Origin of the sequence: Sphingomonas lutea (assembly GCF_014396785.1) — a bacterium.
Classification (GTDB): Bacteria; Pseudomonadota; Alphaproteobacteria; order Sphingomonadales; family Sphingomonadaceae; genus Sphingomicrobium; species Sphingomicrobium luteum.
Map to the genome: position 1 here is coordinate 579,987 of NZ_CP060718.1, position 17,778 is coordinate 597,764.

At 62.8% G+C, this 17,778-nt stretch carries 19 protein-coding genes; 3 read left to right on the forward strand and 16 right to left on the reverse strand.

Features of this window, described 5'->3' with window-relative positions; all coding sequences use genetic code 11:
- The first annotated feature begins 5 nt into the window (after positions 1-5).
- Positions 6-698, forward strand: a complete 693-nt coding sequence (locus H9L13_RS03020; RefSeq protein ID WP_187540088.1) for an SURF1 family protein — start codon at positions 6-8, stop codon at positions 696-698.
- A 330-nt stretch (positions 699-1,028) separates the two neighbouring features.
- Positions 1,029-1,499, forward strand: coding sequence for a TonB-dependent receptor domain-containing protein (locus H9L13_RS03025; protein WP_187538915.1), 471 nt, complete (start codon positions 1,029-1,031; stop codon positions 1,497-1,499).
- 8 nt (positions 1,500-1,507) lie between these two features.
- On the opposite strand, the gene H9L13_RS03030 is transcribed toward H9L13_RS03025, so the two are convergent.
- From H9L13_RS03030 to H9L13_RS03100, 15 genes are all read right to left on the reverse strand, one after another.
- A complete protein-coding gene (locus H9L13_RS03030; RefSeq protein ID WP_187538917.1) occupies positions 1,508-2,047 on the reverse strand; it encodes an A24 family peptidase in 540 nt (179 codons plus the stop codon).
- Positions 2,044-2,832 carry a tetratricopeptide repeat protein gene (locus H9L13_RS03035; protein ID WP_187538919.1) on the reverse strand — a complete coding sequence of 263 codons (789 nt, stop codon included), beginning with the start codon at positions 2,830-2,832 and terminating at the stop codon, positions 2,044-2,046. Before H9L13_RS03035 ends, H9L13_RS03030 begins: the two co-directional genes overlap by 4 nt.
- Complete coding sequence (locus H9L13_RS03040; protein ID WP_187538921.1) at positions 2,832-3,866, reverse strand: LytR C-terminal domain-containing protein; 1,035 nt, start codon at positions 3,864-3,866, stop codon at positions 2,832-2,834. The genes H9L13_RS03035 and H9L13_RS03040 overlap by 1 nt, the downstream gene beginning before the upstream one ends.
- 3 nt (positions 3,867-3,869) lie before the next feature.
- On the reverse strand, positions 3,870-4,841 hold the full coding sequence (locus H9L13_RS03045; protein WP_187538923.1) for a type II secretion system F family protein: 972 nt from the start codon (positions 4,839-4,841) through the stop codon (positions 3,870-3,872).
- A gap of 3 nt (positions 4,842-4,844) precedes the next feature.
- Positions 4,845-5,849, reverse strand: a complete 1,005-nt coding sequence (locus H9L13_RS03050) for a type II secretion system F family protein (protein WP_187538925.1) — start codon at positions 5,847-5,849, stop codon at positions 4,845-4,847.
- Positions 5,846-7,234: a TadA family conjugal transfer-associated ATPase gene (locus H9L13_RS03055; RefSeq protein ID WP_187538927.1), complete on the reverse strand. Its 1,389-nt coding sequence runs from the start codon at positions 7,232-7,234 to the stop codon at positions 5,846-5,848. Before H9L13_RS03055 ends, H9L13_RS03050 begins: the two co-directional genes overlap by 4 nt.
- A gap of 4 nt (positions 7,235-7,238) precedes the next feature.
- On the reverse strand, positions 7,239-8,441 hold the full coding sequence (locus tag H9L13_RS03060) for a CpaE/TadZ family protein (protein WP_187538929.1): 1,203 nt from the start codon (positions 8,439-8,441) through the stop codon (positions 7,239-7,241).
- An 8-nt stretch (positions 8,442-8,449) separates the two neighbouring features.
- Positions 8,450-9,046, reverse strand: a complete 597-nt coding sequence (locus tag H9L13_RS03065; protein WP_187538931.1) for a TadE/TadG family type IV pilus assembly protein — start codon at positions 9,044-9,046, stop codon at positions 8,450-8,452.
- A gap of 2 nt (positions 9,047-9,048) precedes the next feature.
- Positions 9,049-9,579: a TadE/TadG family type IV pilus assembly protein gene (locus H9L13_RS03070; protein WP_187538933.1), complete on the reverse strand. Its 531-nt coding sequence runs from the start codon at positions 9,577-9,579 to the stop codon at positions 9,049-9,051.
- Positions 9,579-11,222: a pilus assembly protein TadG-related protein gene (locus tag H9L13_RS03075; RefSeq protein WP_187538935.1), complete on the reverse strand. Its 1,644-nt coding sequence runs from the start codon at positions 11,220-11,222 to the stop codon at positions 9,579-9,581. The genes H9L13_RS03070 and H9L13_RS03075 overlap by 1 nt, the downstream gene beginning before the upstream one ends.
- A 10-nt stretch (positions 11,223-11,232) precedes the next feature.
- A complete protein-coding gene (locus H9L13_RS03080; RefSeq protein ID WP_187538937.1) occupies positions 11,233-11,556 on the reverse strand; it encodes a hypothetical protein in 324 nt (107 codons plus the stop codon).
- Complete coding sequence (locus H9L13_RS03085) at positions 11,546-13,069, reverse strand: type II and III secretion system protein family protein (protein WP_187538939.1); 1,524 nt, start codon at positions 13,067-13,069, stop codon at positions 11,546-11,548. The genes H9L13_RS03080 and H9L13_RS03085 overlap by 11 nt, the downstream gene beginning before the upstream one ends.
- Positions 13,059-13,991 (reverse strand): Flp pilus assembly protein CpaB, encoded by a 933-nt coding sequence (cpaB, locus tag H9L13_RS03090; RefSeq protein WP_187538941.1) that lies wholly within the window; start codon positions 13,989-13,991, stop codon positions 13,059-13,061. Before cpaB ends, H9L13_RS03085 begins: the two co-directional genes overlap by 11 nt.
- Positions 13,992-14,313: 322 nt before the next feature.
- A complete protein-coding gene (locus tag H9L13_RS03095) occupies positions 14,314-14,514 on the reverse strand; it encodes a Flp family type IVb pilin (protein ID WP_187538943.1) in 201 nt (66 codons plus the stop codon).
- Between the two features lie 400 nt (positions 14,515-14,914).
- Positions 14,915-15,688 carry a DUF2569 domain-containing protein gene (locus H9L13_RS03100; RefSeq protein WP_187538945.1) on the reverse strand — a complete coding sequence of 258 codons (774 nt, stop codon included), beginning with the start codon at positions 15,686-15,688 and terminating at the stop codon, positions 14,915-14,917.
- Positions 15,689-15,889: 201 nt separating this feature from the next.
- Between H9L13_RS03100 and H9L13_RS03105 the strand changes: the two genes are divergently transcribed.
- A complete protein-coding gene (locus H9L13_RS03105) occupies positions 15,890-16,822 on the forward strand; it encodes a phosphatase PAP2 family protein (RefSeq protein WP_187538947.1) in 933 nt (310 codons plus the stop codon).
- On the opposite strand, the gene H9L13_RS03110 is transcribed toward H9L13_RS03105, so the two are convergent.
- Complete coding sequence (locus H9L13_RS03110; RefSeq protein WP_187538949.1) at positions 16,789-17,775, reverse strand: phosphatase PAP2 family protein; 987 nt, start codon at positions 17,773-17,775, stop codon at positions 16,789-16,791. The genes H9L13_RS03105 and H9L13_RS03110 overlap by 34 nt on opposite strands.
- Positions 17,776-17,778: the final 3 nt, after the last annotated feature.

A 17,778-nucleotide genomic window follows, 5' to 3' on the forward strand; every position in this document is an offset into this window, starting at 1 on the left:
CTCGAATGCGGGCGGGCCGGCTCGTTCTGCCCGCCTTGTGCCTGGCCTTCGCCCTGCTGTTCGGTGCGCTGGGCGTGTGGCAGGTCGAGCGCCTGCGGTGGAAGCTGGATTTGATCGAGCGGGTGGAGACGCGGCTGGCGCAGTCTGCGGTCGACGTTCCGGCCACCATAGACCCCAAGCAGTTCGAATATCGGCGCGTGCGAGTTAGTGGCACCTTTCTCCACGATCGCGAAACCTTGGTCGAGGCGTTGACCGAGCATGGGCCGGGGCATTGGGTGATGACGCCGTTGCGGACGGAGCGCGGGCTGATCCTGATCAATCGGGGCTTCGTTCCACAAGGCCGGACCGCCGTGGGGACCGACAGACAGGCACAGGTCGAAGGGCTGGTGCGCCTGAGCGAGCCGAAGGGGCGGTTTTTACGCGCCAATCGGCCTGCCGAGAACCGATGGTACAGCCGGGATGTGGCGGCAATCGCAGAGGCGAGGGACCTGGGATCTATAGCCCCCTTTTTTATCGATGCCGGGCCGGGGCAAAATACAGGCGGTTTGCCGATCGGAGGGCTAACAATCGTGCGCTTTCGCAACGCCCACCTAATCTACGCACTGACGTGGTTCGGGCTGGCTGGACTATCGGCCTTCGGGATGCGCCTTGCGTTTCATACGGCTCGAGGGCAGCGGCGGGCCGCTGGGGGACGCTAATGTCTGCTTTGGGTCGAAGGCAGACGTTAGGAACTTTCGGTGTTCCCGGTCGCATCCATGAGCGCTTCAAGATCTGTGATCTCAACGCCGTTCAGGACATTGTGGATCGTTATGTGCGTAAAGTGCGCTTCTTTCAGCTCCTTCGCTTTCTCTAGCGCCTGGTCGATGGTGAGGCGCTGCTGGAACTCGACGGGGCCCGCCGCCCCGACGCGCGAACGATGTAACGAGCCAACTCAATTCTCCGGCCTTCAAGCGACTCCGCATTTTGAACCCCCGGGAGTAACAGTCAAGTCTGTTCCCTAATCGTTCTCACCGCGCTAGCCGCGGGGAATGTCGACAAAGCACAACGTGCCCAAGGCGCGCACGATTGGCGCGGAAGCCGACTTCGCGTGGCAGGTGAGCGCTCGGCTGTCGGCCCGGTTGGCGCTTGGCCTCTTGGATACAAAGGTGCTCGTTGGCGCCGGCGAAAGCGCGTCGCTTCAGGGCAAGCAATTCGACCGGTCGCCGCCTTATTCCGCGACCGCGGCGGTGGATTGGCGCGTGACGGATCGACTCAGATTGTCCGGGCAGCTGCGTCACCGGGGTGCCTACTTCAGCGATCCTTCAAACAGTCGCGAGCGGCGGGTGAACAGGGCAACGAACGTCGATGTGCGTGCCGAATATGACCTTGCGGGGGTCAAGATGTTCGCACAGGTGCGCAACCTGTTCGATTCACTGATCCTGCTCAGACTGGACTCTGCCTCATCAGGTGAGGCGGAAGATCCGCGGACCGTCAGCATCGGCATCGGCCGGACGTTCTAGGTTCGCCCTCAGCCGCTCTGCTGGATCGTGACGCCCGTAGGGACGTATGTCTTCGGCCGTGCGTCTTGCTGGGCGGCAATGACGATGAACAAGGTCCCGACAGCGATCGCGATGCCGTACGGAATGCCCATCTTGGGCCGGAGAACCGCGACCCGTTCGGAGAGTTTCTGCGGCGCCACAGCCCGGCCGAGGATGATGATCAGCGCCAGGATGCCGCCAAAGATGAAGATGCTGGTGACAAGGCGAACCGCGCCGAACAGGTCGGTCCACAGGGCCACCGCCGCGAGCAGCTTGACGTCGCCGCCGCCGAGGATACCCCTGGAAAACATCATGGTGCCGATCGTCAGCGTCAGGACAAGGACGGCCAGGTTCTGCCAGACGGCAAGCTCCAGCCCCGATAGCACAGCCGCCGCGACTCCCGCGAGCAGCGCCGCGCCCGAGATGTAATTGGAGATCTTGAGCTGGACGGCATCCTGGATTGCCGCCGCGACCAGCAGCGCGCCGAGCAGCCAGAGCAGGTAATCTGGGGCCGAGGCGAACAGGTTCATTGATTGGATTCCGCGCGCTTGAGGTTTCGGGCAGCACGGTCGTACCAGCTGTCCCGCGTTGCGATAGCCTGCGCAAAGGCGGCGATTGCGCGTTGCCGCTCACCCCGGATCTGCGCCGCGACCCCGGCGTCATTGAGGCGCGCGGCAAAGTCCGCATCTGATTCGCCCGCCGCGCGCCGGGGCAAGTCGCTGGCGATGGCAGCCTTCGCCAGCTCTAGATTGTTGCGCGCTCGCTGCGTGGCCCCCTTGGCCGCCACTGCTTTCTCGAGCGCAGCCGCGGCTTGCTGCCATTCCCCGCGCAACAGGTGCGACCAGCCGAGATTGTTGAGCACGTCGGGCTGGTCGGGCGTTGCCGACAGCGCTTTCCGGTAGGATTCGTCCGCCACAGCAAAGTCGTTGCGGAGGTCGGCCGCGACGCCGCGCACGTTCCATGCGCGCCACGAGGCACCGGGGGCGGCGACGGCCTGGTCGGCAAGCGGCTTTGCCCGGTCGAGTGCACCTGACTTGACCGCACTGATCGCTGCGCGCTCGAGCAGCACGGCGTCTCCGTTCACCGTCAAAGACTCATAGCGCGAGAACGCCTCGGCATGCTTGCCCGAGGCGAAGGCGAGGTCGGCGAGCAGCCGTTCGATGATTGGGCCGCGCGCGCCACCGGCGATCTGCTTGGCAATCATCGCGCGCGCCTGATCAAGCCGTCCGGCCTGGATTGCGTACGCGGCCTCGGCGATAGGGTCGCCGATGGGCGCCGCAGCCGCGACAGCCGTCAGCACCAACGGCAGGACCATCAGCTTTTGGCTTGTGAGGGCCGCACCGAATCCCGGCCGAGCAGGACCGTCAGCGGCCCGGAGCGCGGGTTGCGCGCGATGCCGAACCCGAATTCCTGCGACAGCCGGCGCGCGGCGTCCGCGCTCTCCAGCGAGTAGAGTACCAAGGTCCGGTCGCGGACGCGGTCGGCGTCACCGATGATGACCCGGTTCCACCCCTTGCGGCCAAGTGCGACACGGGTGCGCGCGGCAAGCCCCTCGCGGCGCGCAGCGTTGAGGAGGCGAATGCGCGTATCACGATAGGCGGCGCGCAGCGGCACGAACTTGACGGTGACGCTCTGCTGCGTCCGCGCGACGACCTGCGGCCGCCACAAGGGCTGGCTCGTCGTCACCAGGGCGACTTCGCCAAGCGACGTCCGCTCAAGGCGCGGTCCCGTAGTCAGCGCGATCGGCTTGGACACAGGCAAAGGCGTTGGCGCGGCTTGGGCGATGGCGCGAGGTTGCGGCAAGGCGACCGTTATCGAGGGTGCCGGCGGCATCGACGCGACCGTCACGGGATCCGGCTGGACGGCGGGGATCTCCGCCGTTGCCGCCACGGCAATTTCCTGTGCCGCGGCGTTGACCGTTGCTGCATCGCGCCGCGCGATTTCCGCGCGAATGGATGCCGCTTCGCTGTGCTTGCCTTGTCCGTCGAGCGCGGCGGCGAAGCTGTTGAGCAGGATGATGTTCTGCGGCTCGATCGCGAGCGCGGACTCGTAATTGGCGCGCGCCAGGTCCCAGCGGCCCATGCGCTCGTAGCAGGCAGCGATACCGGCCAGCGCTTCGACATTGCTGGCGGGCTCGTCGCGCAAGGATTTGCGGAATGCTTCCAGCGCGAGGCCGACACTGCCAAGCGCAAGCAAGTTGCGGCCCTCCTGGATCATCGGTGACCCGCGCTTCTGCGCTTCGGCCAGCGGGTTGGAGATCGGCCGAACGTCGAACTTTCCATCGGTCGCGACGCATGAGACGAGGGTCATCGCCAGCGGTGCCACAAGCAGCTTTGCGTTGCGTGTCATGTGTTAACCTCCCGCCATCGCCGGCACGATCGAGCGAACGACGCGGATCGCGGCCGGCAGCATTAGCACGCCGATCATCGTCGGCAGCATGCAAGTCACCAGGGGAATCGAAATGAGAACGGGCAGGCGGTGCGCCTTTTCTTCCGCCCGCATCTTGCGGCGCTCGCGCATTTCCCCGGCGTAGATGCGGAGGGTCTGCGCGATCGAGGACCCGAGCTTGGTTGACTGAATGAGAAGCGTCGAGAAAGCGCGAATTTCATCGGAGCCCGAGCGATCCGCGAGCCGGCGCAAGGCATCCTCATGGCTGCGGCCCGCGCGAAGTTCGAGGACGACCGCGCCAAACTGTTCGGCAAGGCGCGGATGAGACTGGGTCATTTCCATGCCGACGCGCGAGAAGGCCGCTTCAAGACCAAGCCCAGCTTCGACGCAGACGAGCATCAGGTCGAGCGCATCGGGAAAGCCGTTGATCAGCTCCTGCTGCCGGCGATCGGCCTTGGCGCGAACGAAGAGGCTGGGGACGTAAAGGCCCACTGCCGCGGCAATGCTGAGCGTGAAATAGAGTTTGATGATGCCCGGGCTCGACCCGGCCGACCACATCAGCGATAGGGCGAGCAGCGGCAGCCCGATCACCAGGAGCAGGCGGATCAGGGTGTAGAGCCGCGGCGCATATTCGGCGGTGAAACCGGCAGCGATGAGCTTCTGCCGGAGCGCCGCATCCTTGGTGTCGACGAGGCTAAGGCCGCGCTTCTCGATCGAGTTCACGAGCTTGAGCCACGCGCTTTCGGTCCGGTCGCTTCGAAGCGACCCGATCGTCACGTCTCCGGTTGGGCGATTGCCTTCCATCAGCCGCTGGCGAGCAATCTGGCGACCGCCGAATGACTGCGCAGCGTAGAAAGCGACGATCGACACGACCGCGAACAGCAGCACCAGAAGAAGCGCGCGAAGGGTTGGATTATCGGCGACAAGCTCAAGCATGGGCTACACTTTCAGGTCGATCATTTTCCTGATCGCGAAGACGCCGATCAGGTACCAGATGATGAGGATGGTGAAGCCCGGGATGAACCAGGGATCGTCCGACACTTCGAAGAAGAACGCCGGGTTGAGCAGGAACAGGCCGACGAAGGTGCCGATCGGCAGGATGGTCAGGATGGCGGCGGTCATGCGACCTTCGCTCGATAGCGCGCGCACCTTCATCATCATCGATTGGCGTTCGCGGATGACGTGACTGAGATTCTCGAGGATCTCCGCGAGGTTGCCGCCCGTTTCACTCTGCACCGACAGCGACACGACAAACATGCGCATGTCCTCGAGATCCCAGCGCTCGGCCATGCCCTGCAGCGCATCACGAAGTTCGGCGCCGTAAGTGACTTCGTCGACGATCATGCCGAACTGCGTGCCGATGGGGTCGGGCATTTCGACCGTCAGCAGGTCGAGCGCGGCGGCAATCGGATGGCCCGCGCGCAAGCCGCGCACGAAAACGTCGAGGGCCACGGGAAACTGGTCCTGCATCTTCTTGCGCGTCTTCTTGGCGCGCATGTTGAGGAACATGATCGGCAGCACCGCGCCAAGGAGCAGCGCAAACACGGCGCTGATCAGGATGCGGCCACCGCTGACGCCCATGCCAAGCCCTACGGCAGATGCCGCTAGGACCACGAAGAATAGCACGATCGGCGCAACGACCAGGCCGAGCATGAGGCGCCCAGTTGGAATCGTGAGCTGCGCCTGCATCAATGTGCGCTCGAGGTTCATCGCCAGCCTGGTCGCGAAAGGCGGCAGGCCGGCGGGGATCACGCTGTCGGAGCGGCGCAAGATGTTGAGCGTCTCGCCAGTCGTCCGTCCGCGCCCGATCATCCGCAGGCGAAGATTGATCGCCTTGCCCTCGGCGCGATTGCTCGCGAGCCAACTGACCAGCACTTCCACCGCAAGGAAGACCGCGCCGAACAGGCAGACCAGCGCCAGCGCCTTGAGCCAGGTCGGGTTCATGCGTCGAACTTCGCGTCGGGCCGGAACAGGTCGGCCGAGAGGGTGATGCCGTGCGACGTCACATGGTCGAGGAAGCGCGGTCGGATGCCGGTCGCTTCGAAGCGGCCCTGGACGATGCCGTCGCCGCTGACGCCCGTCTGACGATAGCGGAAGATTTCCTGCATGGTGACGACTTCGCCTTCCATGCCGGTGAGTTCGGCCAAGCTGACGACCTTGCGGCGCCCGTCCGACAAACGCGCCACCTGCACGACGACGTCGAGCGCTGACGAAATCTGCTGGCGCGCGGCACGCGGCGGGATGTCGATCCCGCTCATGCCAATCATCTGTTCGACGCGCGACAGGGCATCGCGCGGGGTGTTTGCGTGGACCGTGGTCATCGATCCGTCGTGGCCGGTGTTCATTGCCTGCAACATGTCGAAGGCCTCGCCGGCACGAACTTCGCCGACGATGATCCGGTCGGGGCGCATACGAAGCGAGTTCTTGACCAGTTCGCGCTGGGTGATTTCGCCGCGGCCCTCGATATTGGGCGGGCGCGTTTCCAGACGAACGACGTGCTGCTGCTGCAGCTGGAGTTCGGCCGAATCCTCAATCGTCACGATCCGCTCGCGATTGTCGATGAACGCCGACATGGCGTTAAGCAGGGTCGTCTTGCCCGAACCCGTACCGCCGGAAATGAGGACGTTGCGGCGCGATCCGACAACCGCCTTCAGGACTTCCGACATTTGGATTGGGATACTGCCAATTTCGATCAGACGATCCATGCTGATCGGCACCCGCGCGAACTTACGAATCGACAGCAGCGACCCGTCGATGGCGAGCGGCGGCACCACGGCGTTGACGCGGCTGCCGTCGGCCAGGCGGGCGTCGACCATCGGCGAGGATTCGTCGATTCGGCGACCGACCGCGGAGACGATCTTCTGGATGATGCGCAGCAGGTGACGTTCGTCCTTGAACCGCACGGGACTTGGCTCAAGCACGCCGAAGCGCTCGACGAACACATGATTACAGCCGTTGACCAGCACGTCGGTGATGGTCGGGTCCTTGAGCAAGGGTTCAAGCGGCCCAAGCCCGAGCAATTCGTCGAGCACGTCGCCGACCAATTGCTTGCGCTCGGCATTGTTGAGCGCCTGGTTCTGCTTGGCCAGCTCTTCGCGAACGATGTCGCCGACCTCGGCCTCGATCTGCTCGCGCGACATTTGCTCGAGCGCCTGCAGGTTGATGAGGTCGAGCAGCCGCTGGTGAAGCTCGACTTTAAGCTCGGTATTCGAATCGCGCTTGGCGAACGCGCCGGCGTCACCAACGGTGGTCCGCTGATGCTCCTCAAACACGTCCTGGCGCGCCTGCACCTCGCTATCTTCGTGACGCGGCTTCTTGATCTGCCACATGATGCTATCGCTCCAGATTCAGGGCCGCGGCCACGCCGGCATCGAGCGTGTCGAGATCCTTGGCGAGCGAGGTCTTGCGTTTGATATCGTCGATCGGGACGCCGCGATCGATCGCCGCGCTCATCAGGCGGAAATCGTTCGAGACGGTATAGCCTATGTCACGGCCCAGTGCTTCGCGAACGTCGTTCGGCCGGATCGTGCGCAACAGGCTCTTTTCGAACCGGTTGATGACGATCCGCACATCGAGCGACCCAAGGTCCTGCGACTGGATCAGGTTGAGCTGGCGCTTGGCGCGGTTGAGGCCGGCGACGGTAAGCTCGGTGACGAGCAGGACAAGGTCGGACTGGGCCAGAAGCGACAGCGACCAGTTGGTCCAATTGGTCGGAAGATCGATGAAGACGGTGCCATATTCGCGGCCCGCCAGCTCGACGATTTCCATCACATGGTCGCTGCTCAGGCTCTCGAGCGGCATCATGTCAGCAGGCGCGGCGATGACGTGGAGGCCGCTCGCATGTTCAGTCGCGGTCGCGCGCAGCAGTTCGCCGTCGAGCCGTCCGCCGGCCTCGAGCAATTCAACCAGCGACAAGCGCGGCTGGAGGCCCAGCTGGAAGGCGACATCGCCGAACTGGACGTCGAGGTCGATGAGACAGGCGTCGCGGCCATGCTGGCGCTCGTTGGCGGCGAAGCGGCTGGCAAATTGCGTCACCAGCGACGTGGCGCCGACACCGCCGAGACCCTTGACCACGCTGACGATCTTCGACGTGCGCACCGCTGCTTTGACTTGCTTCGAATTGAGCTCGTCGCGGATCGGCGCGACCGAGGTTTCCAGCTCGTCGATGCTGAGCGGCAGCGGCACCACGTCGTGTGCACCGACCCGTACCAGCGCGCGCACGATGGCGAGCGGCGGATCATAAGCGGCCGCAATCAGTGGCGTCGTGGTTTGCCGCGCCAGCTGCTCGAAGCGTTTGATAGAGGCGGGGTTGTCGGCGTCCACCTGGACGACGGCAGCTGCAGCCCCCGCCAGGTCGTCGGCGCTGATCGCGTCGCCCGTCGGGACGATATTGAGGCCTAGCGGGAAGTCCGCGACGCGGGCCCCGACAAGCGCCGCCGCATCGCCCTCCACGCCGCTCAGGAAGAGCTGCACCGACGCTTCGCGCGTCGTCGCCTTCCAGGTTCGTGCAGTTTCGTTCGGGTTGATGACGCTCACCTCAGACCTCAGTTCGAAATGGATCCCGACGCGTCCTCGGCGGGCAGCGTCGTGGAAAAAGCCGGCAGGTTCAGCTGGACGAACAGCAGGCTCGTGATGGGGACGAATTTGAGGCCGGTCAGTGAGACGGTAACCAACGGCGAAATCTCCATCTGGCCCGTAGCACCGCCTGCCTGCCCGAAGCCCGAGCCGCGGTAGCTCACGCGCACATTTGCCGCGGCCACATCCGGCTTCACCATCTGCATCCGTGCGACGAGCGCGTTAAATGCCGTGCTGTCGACCGACAGGTTGGAAACCTCGGCGCAATTGGACGCGCAGGTGCAGCCGCCCGAGGTGCATGTCAGCGTGCCCAGAGCGGAGGCCGGAATGGTGGATCCGGCAGGGAGGGTCGAGGTGGCGTAATTGGCAGCGACGATCCCCGGAGACACGGGGGTGGTCACAACGGCCATCCGCGCGCCCATCTGAGTCGCCTTTTCGGCCTGGTTAAGCTCCCACATGAACCGGCCGACGTCGATCGTCCCGAAGATGAGGAGAATCAGCAACGGTGCGACCATTGCGAACTCGGCCGAAGTTGCGCCGCGCGTGCAACGTAGGAGCGCGCGCATGGTCATAGCCCGAACACCGCGACTTCGCTGTTGGCGCGCAGGCAATAGCTGCCGGCATTGAAGCCAAGCGAATTCCACAGCGTGGGATAATCGAGGTTGGCGCTCACCTTGACGACGGGGATCTGGCCGCTGAGGCCCGAATAGACACCACCATAGCCTCCCTTGGCGACGCAGCGGACACTTACTCCCACCGCGCTTCCGCCCGAGGTGCACGGCGTGCTCCAGAAGGCTGCGGGGAACCGTCCGGTCGCGGTACCGTCGACGGATCCCGTCTTCGTCACATTGATGATCTTCGTTTCAGCCTGCGCATCCTTGAACACCGTCCCCGGACACGAATATGTGTCTGAAAGCGGCATTCGCGACGCAAACCTCGCCCCGTCGCGCACCTGCTTCGTGACGCCGTGCTGGACGAGGAAATAATTCCCAAGCTCCATCGATCCGTACATCAGCGCGATGAAGATCGGCATGACGAAGATCATCTCGGCCGAGGCGGCAGCGCTCTGGTCGCGCAACAAGGCGGAAAGCCGGCGCATCACCGGATCAGGTACGGCCGTGCGCGAGTGTAATATTGGAAGCCGTTGCCGCCGCCGACGGGCTTTGCCGGACCGATGACTTCGCCGTAAATTTCCTTGTCGTCGGTACCTAGTGTGGCGCCGGCGATACCGGTCTGGGCCGCCGATCGCTGCAGCGACGGTTCGGTCAGGAAAATGTCGAACGCCCGCAGGATGATGTAGTCTTCGAACGCCGTGCCCTTGCCCTTCAATTCGTCGCAGTTGGCAGCTACGATCGGCAGGACTCGCCGATCCTTGGCAGCCGCCGATGCCGCCGTTGCAAAGCGCGGCTGGCTGAACGAGCACTGCTTGTAAAACTTGTAGGTAGTGTTGGAGCCTTTGGTATCTGGCGGGTCTTGTGTGACCGCGCCGATCTGGCGAGGGTCGAGCTTGCCAGTGGCCTTGTTGGCAATCTCCCACTGATACACTTGGTAGCGGGTCAGCGTCGAAGCAGTCGCGCCCCCGCCGAGCGCCGCCGCGACCGCGGAGGCATCGATTCCCGGATGGTTGGCAGCAAGATATCCATCGCGATCCCAGGCCTTGTCGCCGAAGTTCTGCGCGCCGCCGTTGACCGGGCATGTCCCGGTGTAGTGGCATGAGTCGCGGCCGAACTGACGCGCGGGACCGTGCTGCGCAAAGTCGGCCGTATAGGACGTCTTCCCGCCCGAATTGACATTTCCGCCTTCGGGAGAGCCGCATGCCGGGGGCGTTGGAGCCGCCGCAGACGAGTCTACGCGAATCTCGAACGTCATCTGGAGCGTCATGTCCTTGCGTGTATTTTCCGCAGGGCATGAGGCGCCGGTGGAGGGCGTGCACTTGCTCGCCTCGTTCTTCTGCGTGCCCGCGTAGACGTCCATGCGCGTGTTGATCGCGTCGGTGGCATTCTTGTTGCCCGGCTCGGTCTCATTGTCGTCGGTGGCCTGGCAGCCGTTCAGGCCATTCCCGAGCAGGGCATTGATGACGGCTGGATTGCCATTGCCGAAATCGAGGAAGCCGTAATTGCCAGGCGCCCAGGCGTTGCCGCCCGCCGTCTTCAAAATGATCCCGCGTCCAACATCCGCCTCGGTCGGAAAATCATCGCTCGGCGTGCAGACAAGCAAGGGTGCGACATTGCAGATCGACGATTCGACGCCGGCCACCGCATGCGCCTGCGCGGTGCCGGACATCAGGCCGACAATGGGCGTGAAGGCGTAATTGGCGGTGCGCAGTGCAGTCGTCGCGATGACGAAGCGGCTGTCGTTGGGATCGGTGGTTTCGGTGCAGGCCGCGGCGTTCGTCGCTATTGAATCGTCGAATTCCTCGCAGAACGTCAGCGTAACGCTGACCGAACGTCCGACCGAATCGTTTGAAAAGCGCGTCAGGTTGAGCGCGAGCTGGTTCGACCCGCTGACAGAGACCGCGGCGGTAGCATTGGTAATGGCATTATCGCTGCGGTCGAGTTGCGTCGCCGCGGCGAGCGCTGCCTGGTCGGCGGCCTGCTGCAGCTCGGTATCCATCGTCACCAGCCGGGCGTAGTCGAAAGCCAGACCCCCTGCGGCAATCAGGCCGACCATGGACAATGCAACCGTCGGCGCAACGGCGCCGTCCGTTTGCGTCCACAGTTTCCTAAGCGTGCCCCAGATCACGACGCATCTCCTAGTTCGGCCCGCCACTGGTACCTTGGGTCGTGCTCAGCCCGCCGGATTTTGCGGCGTTCACCTCGGTGCGATGGCGGGCATTGACCTGATCGGTCCGATACCGAGTGACGGCGGCGGCCCCCTTGGCACCGCTGCTGCCGGGCTCTGCGGCACCTTCAGGATATACGGGATCCGGATTGATGATCTGCGCCGCAGCGTTGAAGCGCACGGATTCGCCGAACAGCGCATCCTCTTCGCCAATCCGGCTTTTCGGGTTTGGCGTCGCGCAGGCAGCCAGCATCGCGCAAGCCGCAGCGGTGATCGCAAGTGCCTTACAGCGCATGGCCATAATCCTTTTCAAGGTCAGCGGGATTGACGGCGGCCATGCCGCCTGACGGCGGCGGCATCAGCGTCGGTCCGGGCGGCGTCACGAAGGGCTGCGATGACGGTGGCACGGCGCTGTCCGTACGGCCGTTGAGGAACAGGTCGGCCTCGTTTGGCGGCTTGACCCGGTCGGTCGGTGCCTTGAGCATCCCCGCGCGCACCGGCTGCACCAGCCGCGGCGTAACGATGATGACCAGTTCGGTCTGCTCGTTCTGGAACCCGGTCGACCGGAACAATGTGCCGATAATCGGCAGCGATCCGAGCAACGGCACCTGGCGTACCGTATCCTGGAAATCCTTGCGGATCAGGCCGGCGAGGGCGAAGCTTTCTCCATCACGCATTTCCACTACTGTTTTTGCGCGGCGGGTTTGCAGGCCCGGAATGGTCAAATTGTTGATGGTGATCGACGCGGTCGGATCGATCGAGCTGACCTCAGGCTCGACGACCAGGTTGATCACACCGTCGGCAAGCACGGTCGGCGTAAAGGCGAGGCTGACCCCGAACGGCTTGAATTCGACCGTAATCGTGGTCGCGCCGCCACCCGTCGCGCCGCTCTGCGCCACCGGTATCGGAAATTCGCCGCCCGCAAGGAAGCTCGCGGTTTCGCCCGACAATGCGACCAGCGTCGGTTCGGCAAGCGTCGTGATGAGCCCCTTCTGTTCGAGCGCATCAAGCGTCACGTCGAAATCGACGCCGAATGCCTTGAAGGCGCGCGAGACGATGCCGAAGCTGCCGATGATCGACCCTACCCCAAGCACGGACGGACCGGCCACGCTGGTGCTCGAAACGCCCCCGCCCGGCAGCGGTGTGGTGATTTCGACGGGCGCGCCCGGCCGCAGGCTCGCCTCATTGCCGATCACGCCCCGCGTATTGCCCTTATCGAAGAAGGTGCGGAGCCCGATATCCTTCAAGGCACTGCGCTTCACTTCGGCAAAGCGAACTTCGAGCATCACCTGCTGGGCCGACCCCAGCGCGAGCAGGTTGACGACCTTGCCCGGTGCATAGGTCTCGGCGATCTGGACGGCGCGGTCGGCGGCGGCGGCGCTGGACACCATGCCTTCGAGAATGACGCTCTCATTCGACATGCGCGCCGAGATGGTGTCGGCGGGCATGAGCTCGCCGAGCTGGCGCTTGAGGTTGGTGACGTCGGGCCCGACGATCACGTCGAGCACCGCAATGAGGCGGTTGCCGCGGTCGTAGAGCGTCAGACTGGTCGTCCCGGCCTTCTTGCCGAGGACGTAGACCGAACTGTCGCTGATCGGAACGATGTCGGCGATGTCGGGATTGCCGATCAGCGCCTTCGAATAGGGCCGATCGACGCGGAGCACCTGGCTCTTGTTGACGGGCACGTCGAGCTCACCGGCGTGAACGCCGGAGGCCACGGTGACTTGCGCCGCGACGGGGGCGGCCATGGCCAGCGTGGCAGCTCCCGCCGCCAGCAGCGCGACCCGATGCAGAGGCTTAATTGCCATAACGACCCACCTCTACTTCCTCGTTCTTGGTGCCACGATAGACTTCGACCTTGCGGCTGGTGTCCGCGGGCTTGGACGCCGGGCGGCTCGACCGGGCCGTCGAGCCGGAGCGGGTCGCCGCAGCAACCTGGTTGCTGCGCACCGCCATCGCGCCGCCAACGGCTGCGCCGATGGGGTTGCCGAAGCCGCCGACCACCGCGGGGGCCGGGTAACGGGCGCCGCCGTAAACGTTGAAGCGAAGGTCGTTCATGCTGATGGTTTCGACCACCGGATTGTTGGCCTCACCGGGCTTGCGCAGCACTAGGCTGAGGCTTCCGATTTCCTGCGCGAGCGCAAGCTTTTGCGCATCGAGCGGAGTCACTTCGAGGGTTGCTGTCTTGGCCACCTTGGGCGACCCATCGGCGTTGCGCGACTGCTGGTCGATGGCGATGACGCGGACGTTCTGAATCAGGACATCGGTTAATTGGGTGCTTTGCTGCGCCCCCGGGACGGTGCGCGTGACCAGCACGTCCACGCTGTCGTTGGGCTGGACGAAGCCGGCCACGCCGGACACATCGTTGATGCGCACAGCGGCGGCGCGCATGCCGGGCGGCAGCAAGGCGGCGATCGACGCACCCTGGCCCTGGCCGGAAATCTTGCTGGCAAGGATCGGTTCGTTGATGCCGATGGGCATCAAGGCGACACGCTTGCGGCCGGCTGGGACGAGCTGCGCGGCATTGGTGAAGGCGCCGGGCGGAATGGCGCTGTTGGGATAATCGACGAAACGGACCTTATCCGCCGTAATGTCGGTGCCGTAGGCGAGCGGTGCGGAGGCGACGGCGACCCGCGTGGTGCCGGACAGCGCATTCTTCTGCTCGGTGCCGGAAAGCCAGCTGTTGGCGATTAAGACTGCGAACAGCCCAAGGACTATCGCAACCCCCAACGCAATCCATGATTGCCGTGTCAACATGCTTGGACCCCCGGTCGCTACGCAATTAATCTAACGCAAAAATTAGCTTTGGTTAAGCTATGTCGTTTAGCCGACTAATTCGACAAGTAATTGGCGCTCACGCCGAAGGAGTCCGCGATGCTGACCCCAGTGCGTAAGCCGCAGTCGCCAGGCCGGTGCCGATGATCGCGAGGATCATCGCATATTCCGCGGCGCTAGCGCCGCTGGCGGAACGCCAAAGTTGACGAAGTGTCTTCACCACGACGCGCCGGAAAAAGGGGCCGCCCTAAGGGACGGCCCCTTTCCCAGTTATTGCTTAGCAGCCGCTCGCCGTCGTGGCGTCTGCAGTGGTGCAGGTAGTGATCTCCTCGCCCGTCGAGCGCAGCGAGTTGCTGATCGCGCCACCGAGGAAAATTGCGGCGAGGGCGATGCCCGAACCGACGATGGCGAGGATCAGGGCGTATTCGGCGGCCGACGCACCGGAGTCGTCGCGCAGCATGTTGATGAACTTGGTCATGTCTTCTTCCTTCCTTGCTATAACGGACTCCGCGCCCCCTCCCGGGGTACGGGTCCACGCTTCGCGTTCGTCGGGAAAAAGAAGCGAACTTTCATTTGGCCACGTCTGCTGGAACCGAGTGAGTGCAGACAAGGCCAAGGCCCCCGGAGCGCTCAGCTACGGCAACGGCTGCGACTCTGTTAACAAATTGTCAACCAGTGTTTTTCACTTCAGGTTAATTAACTGTCGAGTTTCCGACCAAAGCAAGTGGCTGATTCTAAATGCGTTTCTGCCAAGAACGATGGCTCAAAAGGCGACTTGGAGTGTCCCAAAGTCGAACAGCTCCAACCCGCCGACCACGGCCGGACGAGTGCCGCAACGACCGGAAATCATTGCGCAATTGTACCGAAACGAATCGCGATCAGGCTGGAATGCGGTGTCGGTAGGTCACGTTCACCCGTGTCGACAGCAGCAGATAAGGTAACCAGAGCGCCATACTGACCAACGTCTTTTGCATGTTTCCTTCGAGCAGCGATTGGAGGGCGGTCGACACGCCCGCGGGCAAGGGACCAGCGGCCATCACCAGTTTCGCCGTCGCAAGCTGCATCGCGAGGTCCGCGATCCAGATGGAAGCCAGCAAGCGCGGGAAAAATGCCATGCGGCGAAGACCGGCGACAAAGGCCAGCATATAAAGACTGGTGAACAACACAACGTCCAACGTCATCGCGAAATGCAGCACTGACAGCCAGTGCGGCGCAACCAAGGGCAATGGAGGCATCGCCCCGATATACTCTAAGGCGCGGACGGGCACATTGAGCATCATGCCCAGCAGGAGCGAGACCATGATGCCGCCCGTGCCGTACAGGCGATGCTTGGTTGCCTCCTTGCGCGTGAGATTTCGCCAGTTACTGAGCCAGCCCATCCTAGTTACGGGTTGGCCCATGAGCGGACTGATCGCAAACCAGCGAAGGGCGAGCATGGTGGTCGCGAAAGGCGCGATGACGAGCAACGAATAAGAGGCAAAATTCGACAGTGGAGCTACCGGCACGTTGCTGGGCGTAAAAACTATACGTGTCACCGAGGCGACTCCGGCGATCAACAGCCAGCCAACCAGAATGCGATCAAGCCGGGTGTTCAACGTCAGCAGTACGGCGTCTGCTCGCGCGCGCATCTTGGTCGTAAATTTATCGATCATCTCGGGAAGACGTAATCCAATGGAGCCTCGGGGGTTCCGGAATTGCCGTCGAAACTAATCTCCGACTAGCATTACTGCGAGTCTGCTGTGTTCGGAGGAATTCGGTTGAAACGTTTGGCGCGCACGCGGCCTCACTCACTTTGGTCGAGATTCAGACGTAGAGCCGAGCAAACGGCGACAGCTTCCCCCATTCATCCCGCGATGAGATTTGCCTACGCACTCCTCTCACTTTGGGCCTTGTCGCTTTCCCTTGTTTTCGCCGTCAGTGACCTCTCGTTGGGAAGCAGTCCTGCCTTTGCCGGCTTCGGCGTCCTAATGTGGATACTTGTCTCGGCCCTGGTCGCTCGACGTTATGGGTTTGACCGTATCGCGCTCTTTCTTGAAGCGGTGTCCTTCATGCCCTTGGTTGGGGCCGTGACTGTAGCGACAACCTTTTCTCTAGCATCGATCAGCGGCCCTATGCGTGATGCCGAGCTAATTGGTTTTGACGCGGCGATCGGCTTCCATTGGCTACAACTTTTTGACCTGTACCAGCGCACGCCGGGAATGATGACCGTGTTCCAATCGGCATATTCCTCCTTTATTGCTCAAGTCTGGTTGGTCCCAATCCTGCTGCTGATTCTCAAGAAACGGGATCGGCTCCCCGTGCTCTTCACGGCGTGGAGCATCGCGTCGCTACTCACCGCGATCATCTTCCCCTTCGCCCCTGCGGACGGCCCCTACTTGCACTACGGAATCACGAAAGAGGAGGTGCCCGAATTACGGCGCGTCTGGCAGTGGCAGTTCGGCCCGCTCATCAACGGCATAAGAAGTGGCGAGATAACTGAATTTAGTAATGCGATCATGGGTATCGTTTCGCTGCCGAGCTTCCATACCAGCGGCGCAATCATGTTTGCATGGGCTTTGTACGACCGAAAAATACTAGGCCCGATTCTAATCCTGCTGAACCTCGGGATGATATTCTCAACCCTGGTGAACGGAGCACATTATCTGGCGGACATCATCGGAGGTGTCGTCGTCGCAATGGTGGCTTTGGCCGTCGCGACAAAACGCACTACCACGGGGCATCGAGAAAGGAGCGCCAGTCGAAGCATTCGATCTCAACGAAGTACGGTCACCGGTTCGCCATCTTGAGCATCCACTCTTCTGCGATTGGGGACGCGAGCGAGGTGCCAGCATCCGAGCGCACCTAGAGCACCGGCGATGCCATCAGACAGATAGTGCCAACCTAGGTAAACCGAGCCGAACAGAATCAGGATGCCGTAAATGGCGCCGACCACACCGGCCCTTCGACTAATCGACATAAGCGTCAAATACGTCCACATCGCCATCGCAATGTGCATCGACGGCATGGCCGAGATGCCTGATGCAACATCCACGACGAGATGGTTGTGCTTCGCCCACAAATAATCCGACGCCATCGACGATATCTGCGGGGGATTGAGGCCAGCAAACTGATCCCCGTAGCCGAGCCGCTCGTAGAATATTGGGCCGCCCGATGGCATCAGGAACATGCCCAGCACGCCCACTAATGCGAAGGTCAAAAAGAACGACAATGCGGCCTGCGACTTCTTATCAGAAGGGTCGCGGAACAGATTCATCGTGAACACCACGGCAAGCCAGGGAAACCACGTGTTGTAATGTCGGTCGATCAACGCTCCGCCGGGCAGCAATTGAGCCAAACGAAACGCATCGGTGCCGAGTATCATTCGATCGAACTCGGCTAGATACGGGTCTGCCCAAAAATCTTGGACGAGCGGCAACGTCCCTTTCGTCCAAGTTAGGATAGTGAGTTGGACGATTGCCAGCGTCAATCCGGCGCCTGCGAGTCTAAGCTTGTGCTTGCGCCGTTGCAGCCCCGCGACAATGTAACTCAGCGCGGACGCACCGTTCTCTCGCCAGCAGGCGTAAGTGTCGATGAGGATGAAAACGCCGACCGTGATAACGCTAAAGGCAAATCCACTTGCCGCGTAGACCAGCAACGGCGGCTCCTGAGCAAACCCCAAGGAAAATGCGAGTATTACGCCACCGACAATTTGGATCGCAATGAGGCGCACTGCTAGCGCCATCCAGTCCTGATCACGCATACC